At 57.1% G+C, this 11,699-nt stretch carries 9 protein-coding genes; 3 read left to right on the top strand and 6 right to left on the bottom strand.

Going from position 1 to position 11,699, the window contains the following annotated elements:
* Window positions 1-120: 120 nt before the first annotated feature.
* The 4 genes from Q0650_RS04855 to Q0650_RS04840 all read right to left on the bottom strand — a co-directional run bounded on the left by Q0650_RS04855 (window position 121) and on the right by Q0650_RS04840 (window position 5,183).
* The gene (locus Q0650_RS04855; RefSeq protein WP_298816483.1) at window positions 121-1,914 is read right to left on the bottom strand and encodes a hypothetical protein; all 1,794 of its coding nucleotides are present in this window, start codon (window positions 1,912-1,914) and stop codon (window positions 121-123) included.
* A gap of 47 nt (window positions 1,915-1,961) precedes the next feature.
* On the bottom strand, window positions 1,962-2,876 hold the full coding sequence (locus Q0650_RS04850; RefSeq protein ID WP_298816481.1) for a cobalamin-binding protein: 915 nt from the start codon (window positions 2,874-2,876) through the stop codon (window positions 1,962-1,964).
* Between the two features lie 70 nt (window positions 2,877-2,946).
* The gene (gene pyk, locus Q0650_RS04845; protein WP_298816480.1) at window positions 2,947-4,374 is read right to left on the bottom strand and encodes a pyruvate kinase; all 1,428 of its coding nucleotides are present in this window, start codon (window positions 4,372-4,374) and stop codon (window positions 2,947-2,949) included.
* Between the two features lie 185 nt (window positions 4,375-4,559).
* A complete protein-coding gene (locus Q0650_RS04840) occupies window positions 4,560-5,183 on the bottom strand; it encodes a ComEA family DNA-binding protein (RefSeq protein WP_298816478.1) in 624 nt (207 codons plus the stop codon).
* A gap of 247 nt (window positions 5,184-5,430) precedes the next feature.
* On the opposite strand from Q0650_RS04840, the gene clpB reads away from it, so the two are divergent.
* Window positions 5,431-8,016 (top strand): ATP-dependent chaperone ClpB, encoded by a 2,586-nt coding sequence (clpB, locus tag Q0650_RS04835; RefSeq protein WP_298816476.1) that lies wholly within the window; start codon window positions 5,431-5,433, stop codon window positions 8,014-8,016.
* Window positions 8,017-8,151: 135 nt separating this feature from the next.
* Here clpB and Q0650_RS04830 read toward each other — a convergent pair whose 3' ends face one another.
* Window positions 8,152-8,685 carry a shikimate kinase gene (locus Q0650_RS04830; protein WP_298816474.1) on the bottom strand — a complete coding sequence of 178 codons (534 nt, stop codon included), beginning with the start codon at window positions 8,683-8,685 and terminating at the stop codon, window positions 8,152-8,154.
* Complete coding sequence (locus Q0650_RS04825) at window positions 8,685-9,935, bottom strand: sugar MFS transporter (protein ID WP_298816472.1); 1,251 nt, start codon at window positions 9,933-9,935, stop codon at window positions 8,685-8,687. The genes Q0650_RS04830 and Q0650_RS04825 overlap by 1 nt, the downstream gene beginning before the upstream one ends.
* Before the next feature lie 276 nt (window positions 9,936-10,211).
* Between Q0650_RS04825 and Q0650_RS04820 the strand changes: the two genes are divergently transcribed.
* Window positions 10,212-10,490 (top strand): acylphosphatase, encoded by a 279-nt coding sequence (locus Q0650_RS04820; RefSeq protein WP_298816470.1) that lies wholly within the window; start codon window positions 10,212-10,214, stop codon window positions 10,488-10,490.
* A gap of 127 nt (window positions 10,491-10,617) precedes the next feature.
* The gene (locus Q0650_RS04815) at window positions 10,618-11,664 is read left to right on the top strand and encodes a lysylphosphatidylglycerol synthase transmembrane domain-containing protein (RefSeq protein ID WP_298816468.1); all 1,047 of its coding nucleotides are present in this window, start codon (window positions 10,618-10,620) and stop codon (window positions 11,662-11,664) included.
* Window positions 11,665-11,699 lie beyond the last annotated feature (35 nt).

The following is an 11,699-nucleotide window of genomic DNA, read 5'->3' as shown; positions in this document are numbered from 1 at the left end:
CATGTGACTTCCCAAACGTGTTTATCGATTGCCACTATGCCCATCATAGCAGGCGGCAAGCACGGCAACGTTATACATTTGAACAGGCGCACTCACCAAATTCCTCCCGATTGAATACCATCAGGACACATACGGCGCAAACAGCATCTGCATGAGGCGCTCATGATCGGGATAGTCGCGCTCGACCCGCCGATAGAGGGTCATCAGCCGCGCCGCCTGATCACGCCGTTGCCAGATCGCCTGCGCAAACCGATCATCGGCAATAACGCCACGATCGCGCAGAAAGGCGTAAAAGTGCCTCATCGAGCCACACATCTCGCGAATATACCGTTCTGACACATTGTTGTGATGGGGATAATAGTAGAACAGAAATTCGTCGAGCGTGGCATAGCTGCCTTGATCGAGGGACTGGTAGTAGAAGGTGGCCAAAAATTGGGCATACGGCTTCAAGAGACGCGACTGGAAGAGAGCCGTTGAGCGTCGCTTACCCATCTCTTGCAGATAGTCGCAATACAGGTTCATCAGATTATCGCTCTGCCCGGAAGCCGCGAAGATGATTTCCTCCTCATCATCTTCGTCATCGTCTTCATCATCCCAATCGCTATCCCAGTCTGCAAAGAGATCGTCATCATCCGCGTCGTATGACAGGCTGTCATCATCAAACAGCATGTCGGTATCGGCAACGCTCCGCTGATCGATCAATGTATCACCCGGCGTTGACGCAGCCCGCAGATCGAGCTTTGGAAAGAGTTCAGGCGCCTTGACCAGCAGATAATTCAACTGACTGCTTAAGATGACTTCAACCTCTTCACTGGTTGCCCTGGCCAATTGCTCATTCACTTCTGCTGGCAGAACCTCTTGCAGCCGCTGTAAGGCACACATTTTTTCATCAGATACCGAGAAGAAAACATCGATAAAATCATCGGCATCTGCCCAGAGTTCAACCTCCGCAGTATCGGCTTGCCATGATTTGCGCGCCAGCTCGCCATCCCATAACCCGGCATGTTTATCCTGATCGCGCGATTGCTGCATCGCTTGCTGCAACGCGATAATTTCGTCAAGCACTGCCTGTTCCACCGGCAATTGAACCGGCGATGACACCAGTGACTGATGAAAGATCACATCATCGGGTGACGCTCTCTGGATCAATGTTCGCCCAAGCTCGAAAGAGGTGTTAGCTGCTTCCAGCAATGCATCTTCGATCAGCGTCAGACGCGAATCGGACAGCACCAAATATTGCCATGGGCGACCAGGATAGCCGGTTCGCCAGGGCGCGTTTGCAAAAACAGGCAAAATAATGTCTTCGCAGGCCCGCAGGCCTTCGTTCACCTTCTCAACAATGGCATTGACCAGCTCGCGATCTTGAGCCGCCACGGCGCCAGACCGAAAATCCGCCGCCGATTCATAGGAAAAGTGCAATTCGGGCTGCGTTCGGTAGCGAACTTCCACCAGAATACTATCGCCGGCGGCAAAGTTATGGCGCTGGAACCACTGTTCGATGACCACCACCGGCTGAGCCGCAAAACCGGTCGTATGCGGACGAGGCTCCTCGATCGACAGGACATTCCCCTGTTCATCGTAGATGACCGGCCAGGATTGCCGGCGGAATACGGCAAAGGGCTGCAGATGAGCAATTGGCAAGCGACCCGCGACGACATCTTGCGGTCGCGGCCAACAGCGAAAGCGCAAACCGTCGAGCGCCAGACGCAAGGGAAGATATTGCTTCCGGTTGAGCTTCACCCATCCCAATCTAACCCCTTCCCAGCGCAAACTGGCGCGCACTGAATTGAGCGCATACTGCACTGACCAGCGCGATTTGATCAAATCACAGATTTCAGCAATGCTTACTGGATGATCCAGTTCAGCAGCTAAGGCTTGCAACACTTTCGGGATGGTCAGCTCGGACTTTGACATTGCACTCTCTCCTGCTGGCAGAGCTGAATAGGCGGTACTACCAGGGTTCAACCGATCACAGCAGACGCTCCCTGCGGCCCCCATCCGGCAAAAAGTTCAGGATGAATCAATTCAGCCAGAAGTTCCAGACTATCAACGATCCGCGGTCCTGGTCGGCTAAAATACGCATTGCCATCAACAGCAAAAACCCTCCCGGTTCGGACTGCCGGCAGGGCATACCATCCGGCCCGTTGCGGCAAAATCGATTGAGCTTCAGCAACTGCGCGCTCAAGGCTAAAACCGCACGGCATAGCAATGATAACTTCTGGAGCACAAGCAATGACTTCAGGCCAGGTCACTCGCTGAGAACGTTCACCGGCCACGCCGAGCAATGGTTGACCGCCAGCAATAGCGATCAATTCTGGCATCCAGTGACCCGGCCCAAACACCGGATCGATCCACTCGAGACAGGCAACACGGGGACGATAGTTGACCTGGAGCGCCTGCGCTCGCACCCGCTCGACGCGCATTGTCAGATCATTAACTAACGCTTCCGCTCGCTCAGCCACACCTAGCGCCCGCCCAATCGCCTTGATCGAGCCAAAGATACCATCCAGGCTAGTCGGCTCGAACGACAACACCTGCGCCGACCCGCCAGCCACTACCATTTCGACCTGCTTCAACGGCACAGCGCAGACATCGCAAAGGGCTTGCGTTAAGATAACATCGGGCTGTAGCGAGGCGAGCAATTCGTGATCGAGCTGATAGATCGAAAGATCGTTGCGCGCTCGCTCACGGATAGCGGCATCTATTTCAGCCGACGAAACCTCTTCATGGTGATCGAGCATACTGCGCGTCACTACCGGCAACCCCCTCACTGTCGGCGGATAATCACACTCGTGAGTGACGGCGACCAGATGGTCGCCGAGACCTAATGCGCAGACAATTTCGGTTGTTCCCGGTAGCAGAGAGACGATGCGCATGGTCATCCTGCCCAACGTGGTCTGTCGTTATTTACAAGCGTAGCATTCGATGGGGCAGGTGTCAAGAATCCTACTCAATTGTAATAACCTTCAGAAAATTGGTTGGCCCGTAGCGATAAACCGGATGTCCACCGCTCAGCACGATCAGATCGCCGCGTCGCACCATACCCAATTCGCGCATATGACGCACAATCTGAAACTCCAGTTCATCGAGCCGATCACGCGCTTCGATCACGATTGGCTGCACTCCCCAATACAGGCTTGTGCGCCGCGCAGTCTCTTCGTTGGGGCAAAAAGCGAGGATCGGCACATCGGGGCGATAATGCGACACCAGGCGCGCGCTCGAACCGCTTTGCGTCAGCACCGCGATAAAGCGAACCGGCAGGGTGTTGGCAATCGTGCATGCCGCTGCCGCGATAGCGCGCGGCGTTGATTGTACCGGCGCAATTGACCAGCGCGGCGTAGCCGGGTGTTGACCGCCACCACTCAACGATGCTTCTACTGCATCGGCAATCAGCGCCATCATTTGCACAGCTTCAATTGGATAGGCGCCGGCAGCCGTCTCACCACTCAGCATCACCGCATCGGTGCCATCGATAATAGCATTGGCAACATCGCTGGCCTCGGCGCGGGTAGGACGTGGATTGTGGATCATCGACTCGAGCATTTGCGTTGCCGTAATCACCGGCAACAATGCCTGATTGGCGGCAGCGATAATCTGCTTCTGCACAATCGGCACCCGTTCCGGCGGCATTTCAACGCCAAGATCGCCGCGCGCCACCATAATCCCATCAGCTTCGGCCAAAATCTCCGGCAACACATCGAGCGCCTCGGGGCGTTCGATCTTGGCAATCACCGGCGTCTGCTTGCCGGCGCGACGGATAAATTCCTTCACCTCGCGCACATCACTGGCCCGTCGCACAAATGAGAGAGCAACGTAATCGACGCCGTGTTCGAGACCAAACGCCAGATCGGCCAGATCCTTTTCGGTGGCTGCCGGCGCGCTCACCCGCACGCCAGGCAGGTTGATACCCTGATGTTCACGCAACCGACCACCATGAACCACTTCGGTCTCAACCTCGGTATCGTTATGACCGGTAACAACCAGCTCGATCAAGCCATCTGACAACAGGATGCGATCGCGTGGACGCACATCGAGCGGCAAGGCGCGATACGTGGTACTGACCCGGTTAGCGTCGCCAATAATCGGCTCAGTAGTGATCACAAACCGCTGGCCGGCAACCAATTCGACGGGTTGACCATTCGCCAGCGGCCCGGTGCGAATCTTTGGACCTTGCAAATCTTGCAAAATCGCCACGTGACGGCCAGCCTCCGCCGCAGCGCGTCGCACCATGGCAATTCGCGCAGCATGATCGGCGTGGGTGCCATGCGAAAAATTGAGCCGGGCAACATTCATGCCGGCCCGAATCAAGCCGGCGATCCGTTCCGGTGTGCTGGTCGCCGGCCCAAGGGTAGCAACAATTTTGGTGCGCCGCATATACTCTTCTCTTGCCTTGATCGACTTCAGACGAAGCGATCGAACTGCTGCATGCTCTCAAACAAATGGCACATCGTCACTCGGACACCGAGACCGTTAAAGATGACAATCCTGTCTGAGCGGCGTGCCACCACGAGTATATGCCACTCCCCCGATTTGTGCAAGGTTGTTGACGCAATTATTGCTCATGGATCGATTGTGACTAATGGCGCAATCTGCGCAAACAACTTCTCACCGATCCCGCTCACTTCACGTAGCTCTTCAACACGCTGGTACGGCCCCTGACTTTCGCGACGGGCAATGATGCGCGCCGCCAGCGTAGCCCCAACGCCCGGTAACTCCTCCAGTTCGGCAGCGTTCGCCCGGTTGAGATTGATCAGGCCCGCAGTATTGACGGCTGCGGAGTCGTTTGCAACCGGCGCTACCGGCTCAACGTCGCCCACATACGGCACCCGCAGATGCTCGCCATCGCGCACCGGCGCGGCCAGGTTAAGATGACTGATGTCAGCTTGCGCAGCCAGACCACCCGCCGCCTGGATCGCATCGACGACCCGCGCCTCCGGTGACAGACGGTAGACATCGGGCGCTCCCACTGCTCCTGACACATAGACCACCAGCGGTTTCACGGTTGGAGTGGGTAAGACAGCGACCAATAAAGGATCGGAAACCGGGGCTTGCTCGACCACTGACGGCCAGAGATACAGTCGCGCCTCAGGCCCGAACGCAATCAGACAACCGCCAAGCAAGGCACAGATCACTGCTGCAATCCGTTGGGGTCGCCGATACCAGGGTTGTTCTTCAGAGGGCACCGCTTGCCTCCATTGCTTGCAAAAACATTATCGCGGTGACATATCAGGGTTTCACTCATTCACAGGTAGCGTTACCGGTCTTGCCGAAATAGCGCAGAAAACAACTCGTTTTTTCGTCTCATATAGTAAACCGCAGCAACTGCGCAAACGTTGCGCTTATTTTCCAATGCAACGCTAACACTGCGCTATCGCGCCGCAGATACGGTTCTGCTACAGTGTAATCAGCATCAGACAAGGAGGTAGACGTATGTCCTTTAATACGAATCGCTTTACGCAAAAATCTTATGAAGCTATTGCAGCGGCGCAGGCAGCAGCCGAACGGCTGGGCAATGCCGAAGTGCAGCCGGAACATCTGCTCTATGCCCTGCTTGATCAGAGTGATGGCGTCGTGCCGCAGGTTTTGGCCAAACTGAACCTGCCGATTGGCGCTCTCAAGCAGCAGATCAATAACGAAATTACCCGCTTTCCGCGCATGAGCGGCGGTGGCGCGCAGGTGCAACTTGGCGCGCGCTTGCGGACGGTACTGGTCAAGGCACACGATGAACTCGCCCAGTTTGGCGACGAGTATGTCAGCACCGAGCACTTACTGCTGGCCATCCTCGACCACGCCGGCGGTGGCGCCGAGCGCGTGCTGAAACAGGCCGGCCTGACGCGCGATAAACTGCTGCTGGCCCTTCGGGAAGTGCGTGGCGCGCAGCGCGTAACCAGCCCCAACCCGGAAGGGACATATGCGGCACTCGAACAGTATGGCCGTGACCTGACTGAACTGGCGGCGCGCAACAAGCTCGATCCGGTGATCGGTCGTGATGAAGAGATCCGGCGCGTCATTCAGATCTTGTCGCGTCGCACGAAGAACAACCCGGTATTAATCGGTGAACCGGGTGTTGGCAAGACGGCTATCGTCGAGGGTCTGGCGCAGCGCATTGTGCGCGGCGATGTGCCAGAATCGCTCAAGAACAAGCGCGTGATCGCGCTTGACCTGGGAGCGCTGATCGCCGGAGCAAAATACCGCGGCGAATTTGAAGAGCGGCTCAAAGCGGTACTCAAAGAAATTCAGGAGCGCGATGATGTCATCCTGTTTGTGGATGAGCTACACACCGTTGTCGGCGCCGGCGCAGCCGAAGGCGCAATGGACGCTGGCAATATGCTCAAGCCGATGCTGGCCCGCGGCGAATTGCACATGGTCGGCGCAACTACGCTCGACGAGTATCGCAAACACATTGAAAAGGATGCCGCCCTTGAGCGGCGCTTCCAGCCGGTGATGGTCGATCCGCCATCGGTGGAAGATACCATCTCGATCCTGCGTGGCCTGAAAGAGCGCTACGAAACGCACCATGGCGTGCGCATTACCGATGGCGCAATCATCGCTGCGGCGATGCTCTCAGACCGCTACATCTCTGACCGCTTCCTGCCCGACAAAGCGATTGACCTGATCGACGAAGCGGCGGCGCGGTTGCGGATGGAGATTACTTCCGACCCGCAAGAGCTTGACGACCTGAAGCGGCGGATGATGCAGCTCGAGATCGAGCGCGAGGCATTGCGCAAAGAAAAAGATCAGGCCAGCAAAGAGCGGCTTGAGAAACTTGAACAAGAACTGGCCAATTTGCGCGAGCAACGGACGGCATTGGAAGCGCAGATCCAGCGCGAGCGCCAGGAGCTGGAGCGCATCCAGCAATTGAAGGAGCGGATCGAGCAGACGCGCGCTGCGATTGAACAGGCCCAGCGCCAGTACGATTACAACAAGGCGGCGGAATTGCAGTACGGCACGCTGGTCGGCCTGGAACGCGAACTGCAAGAAGCGGAAGCGAAGATCAGCAGTCAGAGCCGTTTGCTGCGTCAAGAGGTCACCGAAACCGACATCGCCGAGATTATCTCGAAGTGGACCGGCATCCCGGTGACGAAGCTGCTCGAAGGCGAGCTTGAGAAGCTAGTGCATATGGAAGAGCGTCTACACCAGCGGGTCGTCGGGCAAGACGAAGCGGTCACCGCAGTGTCGAACGCAGTGCGGCGCGCCCGGGCCGGATTGCAAGACCCCAACCGACCGCTCGGTAGCTTCCTCTTCCTGGGACCGACCGGCGTGGGCAAGACCGAGCTGGCTCGCGCGCTGGCCGAATTCCTCTTCGACGACGAGCAGGCGATGGTGCGGATCGACATGTCAGAGTACATGGAGAAGCACTCGGTGGCCCGCCTGATCGGCGCTCCGCCCGGCTATGTCGGCTACGATGAGGGTGGTCAACTGACCGAGGCCGTGCGACGCAAACCGTACAGCGTTGTCCTGTTTGACGAAGTTGAGAAAGCGCACCCCGACGTATTCAACGTCTTGCTGCAAGTGCTCGACGACGGTCGGCTAACAGACGGGCAGGGCCGGGTGGTCAACTTCAAGAATACGGTCATCATCATGACCAGTAACATCGCCAGTGCGACCATTCAAGAACTGGCCCGCGCCGGCGCGTCACAAAGCGAGATCCGCGCTGCGGTGATGGAAGAGCTGCGCAGTGTGCTGCGGCCAGAATTCTTGAACCGGATTGACGAAGTCATCGTCTTTGCGCCGCTCAGCCGCGAGCATATCGACCGTATCGTTGAGATCCAGCTCAATCGGTTGCGCAAACTGCTGGCCGATCGCAAACTGAACCTGACGCTCACCGACGCAGCGCGAGCGCAATTGGCCGCCGAAGGGTACGATCCGGTCTACGGCGCGCGGCCACTCAAGCGGGTCATCCAGCAGCGGATTCAAAACCCGCTAGCGCTCCAGTTGTTGCAGGGCGCCTTCCCGGAGGGCAGCACCATCGTGGTTGATGTTGACAACGGCAACTTCGTCTTCCGACGCGGCTAATCGGCCCACTGCCATAAGAACGCCACCGGCGCGAGGGGCATCTCCTTCGCGCCGGCGCGCGCGACCACCGGCAGCGAGCGGCACAGGCGAGCGTCACCAAATTAAAGGCGAGCGATACCAGCCATCCTCAGCCGGTTACCGCCGTTGCCGCAATGTGGCAATAATCTGCTGAACCAGATCGATTGGCAACAGTTCATCAGTCTGAACCTTCACATCGGCCAGCGCAGCGTAGAGTGATTCGCGAGCGGCGCGCAACGATGCCAATCGCGCCGCTGCATCGCCGCGCAGCAACGGGCGCTGTTCAGCATCGGCGGCAAGGCGAGTCAAGATGGTAGTATCGGTAGCGTCAAGCCAGATAATCGTAGCCCGTTCGCGCAGCATCTGGCGATTTTCCGGCTGCAAGACAATTCCGCCGCCGGTAGCAATCACCTGAGTTTCCTGCAACGCTTCGGCAAGCACCGCCGTCTCACGAGCGCGGAACTCTGCCTCGCCGTAAGTTTGAAACAGATCGGCCACACTCATGCCAGCCGCCGCCGCCACTGCTGCGTCGGTATCATACCAGGGACAACTCAGCGCGCGCGCTAACAAGCGGGCCAGGGTTGACTTCCCGCATCCGCTCAGACCAATCAATGCAATTGGTCGTTCAAGCCAATTTGGATCCCAGACCATTATGCCTGCTCCTGTACAGTTGTCTGCCCAACACTTCGTTGTAAGCGCAGACTCAAGATCGTCAGCGCCGAGAGAGCATAAGCCATCGCTGCCGCCACAATCTGAGGCCAATACCCGAACATCGGCGCGACCCACCCCCATATTACTGCCGATACTGCCCAGCCGCCAGCCCAGAGCAAACTCATCAAGCTCATCGCCAGACCACGTTGTGATGGCGGCGTCGCGCCCATCACCAGGGCATCATTCATCGGATAACTGGCGGCGACAAAGAAGCCGCGGGCGAAGAAACCGATGATGGCAAGCGGCAACCAGGGAGTTAACATCAACAACATTGCCGGCGTCGCGCCAAGACGCAACAAAGCTGCGCCGCGTTGCAATCCGATCCGACGCACAACTGGGGCGCCAACCAGCGCGCCGATTCCCCCGCCCACAGAGGCCACTGCCAGCGCCATGCCGACACTTGCATCACTTAACCCAAACTGATCGCGGAAAAAGAGATTTTGAAATGGCAAGATTGCGCCACCACCGATACCGAGCAAAAATGATGGCATAGCCAGCCAGATCAGCATTGACCAGGAATGCCGTGATGGTACCGCCAGGTCGGCGCTCTGCGCGCCACTCGATTCGATTGCTACCGGGATACGGGTCAGCACCGGCAGCAGCGCGACGACACTCAATCCGATCACCGTCGTCAATGCCAGTCGATAGGCCGTTGTCGATTGCGGATCGACAGCCACGATGCCCGCTGCCAGCGTTGGCAAAACGCCACCAACCGCGCTGCCCAACAACCCGACCACCAGAGTGGCAGAAGCGTTCATTCCAAACACGAATGGACGCTGCGCTTCACTGGTCACCTGTGCCAGCAATGGGGTGACCGCCGTTGCTGCCAGCAGATAGCAGGCGCCGACCACAAACTGAGCGACGATCAACCATAGCAAGACAGGAGCTTGCAAGAGCGCCACCCAACCGAGCGCATAACCAACCACGCCAGCAATCATCGCCTTCTGCGGCCCCAACCGGTCAATCAGCCAGCCAATTGGCAACCCCATCAGCATACCGGCAGCTCGACTCACCATCGAGAGCAGGCCTACATCATTGACGGTATAGCCCTGGCTGACGAGATAAAAATTGAATAGAATATCGGCAATGCTGAGCGCAAAACCATACAGAAAGCTATGGAATAAAATGCGCCAGACTGCTATCGGTATCCGGGCCAGTGACAGACGAAACGTTGATGCCGCGGAAATCATACCTTGCTCCACAATGGGTTTGGCGAGCGCTACCGAGGGTGTAGGATACCACAAGTTATCGACAATCAAAAACTACTACACTAACCATAAAGATATCGACTCAGGTGCGTGTGTCATCCAACCACCTGGCCTGACCGATTTATCAAGCAGGAACAGAAAGCTTCTGACAAAGGTCTTATACTTGTGTAGTTGCAGAGCAGTCGCCAGTGCGCTATACTCAGTAATGGTTTCGCATAACTGGCACAATGTAAAGCATAATACTCAGACAGGTGGCCTGTGGATCTGGTGCGTGCTCATGTATTTATATCTGGTCGCGTGCAAGGAGTAAGCTTTCGAGCTTACACGCGCGACCGGGCCCGTGAAGCGCAGGTCAAAGGATGGGTGCGCAATCTGAGCGACGGTCGGGTGGAGGCAGTCTTTGAAGGAACGCGACCAGCCGTTCAAAAACTCATTAGCTGGTGTTACAGCGGCCCCAGTCAGGCGCAAGTCGAACGGGTCGAAGTTCACTGGGAAGAACCTACCGGCAAGGAAGGGATCTTTTCCATTGTCTGGTGAAAGACGAGGCTCCACCATGAGGCGGGAAGGGACGCCTAAACGTTTGCGCAAATTTGCTGATGGCGCCCGAAGATCTAGATCATTAAGAAACCAGCCGACCGAACCGCCTCGTCGTGAAAGGACGTTTATGGGTGTGAAACGCTGGAAATTGATCACGAGCGCGATCATCAGCCTCGGCATCATTGTTCTGGCAGTCCTTAACCGCCACTGGATTGTGGAAGCCTTTGGTCTGCTCAATGATGCCAAACCGGGTTGGTTGCTCGCAGCGCTGACGCTGATTGCGCTCAGCTATCTGATGAGCGCGCAAGTGTTTAACGTGGTACTCCATTCGCTAGGGTACCGGATAAGCCTCCTCCGTTTATGGGCAACAGCTCTCACCGCGATCATTATCAGTCAATCGGTACCGGCAGGCGGCGTCGGAAGCTATGCGTTTCTTATGAGCAATTTCAACCGGCGTGGCATTCGCACCGGTGAATCGGCGTTACTCGCTTCGCTTGAAACGCTCAGCTACGTCGTGGCAATGCTGCTCGTCTTTTCGTTTAGCCTTGCCTACTTTGCCTGGCACGGCTTGAGAGCCGCTGGCGCCAGTTATATTGCCGGTCTGGTTGGCCTTTCGGTGATTGGGATCGCGATCTACGTCCTCACCCGCAGTGAAGCGACATTGCGTCACTGGCTCAGCTCGATCCATTACGCGCTCAATCGTTTGCTTAGACGCCGCTGGAGTGACGCATGGGTTGACCGGATTGCCACTGATATAGCGCGCGGTCGCAGCCTGCTGATCCATCGCCGCCGCGATGTCATTCTGCTGGTGTTAATCCAGTTAACAGCATTGAGTGGCCATAGTCTGGCGATGTTGCTGGTCTTGCGCGCGTTAGGCACTGAGGTGAGTTTTGCCATAGTGCTGGCTGCGTTTGGCGTGGCGCTGGTTACATCGACGTTCAATGTGCTGCCCGGCGGCGGCGGCACGGTTGAAGCTGCATTAGTTGCAGTCTTTAGCCAGATGGGAGTAGGTCCGGCGGCTGTGCCGGCTGCGATTATCTTCCGACTGTTCAATTACTGGCTGGCAGCGCCAATAGCAGCGATCTGCTATCACTGGCTGATGCACGAACACGTGACACCACTCATAAACACCAAGCGTCGCACCATGCCGCTTGAAGCGCCGTCACACGACTAGGCGATAGGCGACAGCCGATAGCCGATAGCCGATAG

The sequence above is a fragment of the uncultured Chloroflexus sp. genome, from assembly GCF_937129525.1.
In the GTDB taxonomy this organism is placed as follows: Bacteria; Chloroflexota; Chloroflexia; order Chloroflexales; family Chloroflexaceae; genus Chloroflexus.
Note: the sequence above shows the minus strand (reverse complement) of the source record. Positions and strands in the feature narration are given on the sequence as shown.

Bases quoted from the DNA above. Each gene is read 5' to 3' on its own strand.
- Q0650_RS04815 (WP_298816468.1), top strand. From the start codon at position 10,618: ATGGGTGTGAAACGCTGGAAATTGATCACGAGCGCGATCATCAGCCTC.
- Q0650_RS04855 (WP_298816483.1), bottom strand. From the start codon at position 1,914: ATGTCAAAGTCCGAGCTGACCATCCCGAAAGTGTTGCAAGCCTTAGCT.
- Q0650_RS04825 (WP_298816472.1), bottom strand. From the start codon at position 9,935: ATGATTTCCGCGGCATCAACGTTTCGTCTGTCACTGGCCCGGATACCG.
- Q0650_RS04830 (WP_298816474.1), bottom strand. From the start codon at position 8,685: ATGGTCTGGGATCCAAATTGGCTTGAACGACCAATTGCATTGATTGGT.
- Q0650_RS04850 (WP_298816481.1), bottom strand. From the start codon at position 2,876: ATGCGCATCGTCTCTCTGCTACCGGGAACAACCGAAATTGTCTGCGCA.
- pyk (WP_298816480.1), bottom strand. From the start codon at position 4,374: ATGCGGCGCACCAAAATTGTTGCTACCCTTGGGCCGGCGACCAGCACA.
- clpB (WP_298816476.1), top strand. From the start codon at position 5,431: ATGTCCTTTAATACGAATCGCTTTACGCAAAAATCTTATGAAGCTATT.